This window comes from Catenibacterium sp. CAG:290 (assembly GCF_000437715.1).
GTDB lineage: Bacteria > Bacillota_I > Bacilli_A > Erysipelotrichales > Coprobacillaceae > Catenibacterium > Catenibacterium mitsuoka_A.
The window spans coordinates 1-505 of sequence record NZ_FR898787.1 but is presented as its reverse complement, the minus strand read 5'-3'; the positions used below and the strand labels follow the sequence as shown (position 1 = coordinate 505).

General features: G+C 31.3%; 1 protein-coding gene. It reads right to left on the bottom strand.

Going from position 1 to position 505, the window contains the following annotated elements; translation table 11 throughout:
• Positions 1-41: 41 nt before the first annotated feature.
• The gene (locus QVO42_RS03190; RefSeq protein WP_022424734.1) at positions 42-419 is read right to left on the bottom strand and encodes a hypothetical protein; all 378 of its coding nucleotides are present in this window, start codon (positions 417-419) and stop codon (positions 42-44) included.
• Positions 420-505: the final 86 nt, after the last annotated feature.

Sequence of the window (505 nt, the reverse complement as noted above, 5' to 3'; positions counted from 1 at the left end):
GTTATTAAATTTCCTAAAATATGTGAAATATCAACTGCAAGTTATCTCTTTATATTTTCGTCAGCATACGAATATACTTTATTCCAAAATGCGTCATAATCATTATTAATAGCAAGTTTTGAATAGCAAATATCTGCCTCCTCTTGTGAAGGTTTCTTTTCAAAAGTAATTAGTACTTCTGCTTCTTCCGTCAATCCCATATTAGTCAAAGCATCAATAATATTCCCATAAGATTTAAAATCTAAACCATTCATAGCTAATTCCGTGTCATAATCAATGACTGTTATGATATTTCTAATCCAAGATGGTAATTTATATAACTCACTTCTTGCTTCTGGATATTCATAAATATCTGCCATTGCCTGAACAAAGTCCTCACCATTACTAATTTCTGATAATGCATCATCTATAAAACTCATCTACATTCGCCCCTCCGAAAAACCCCGATTTATCTCTTGCATTTTATCATATTCTATCCCAAAACTCTATTCTTAGATTGCCAAAG

Excerpts from the sequence above, each read along its gene's own strand:
- QVO42_RS03190 (WP_022424734.1), bottom strand. The coding sequence starts at position 419 with ATGAGTTTTATAGATGATGCATTATCAGAAATTAGTAATGGTGAGGAC.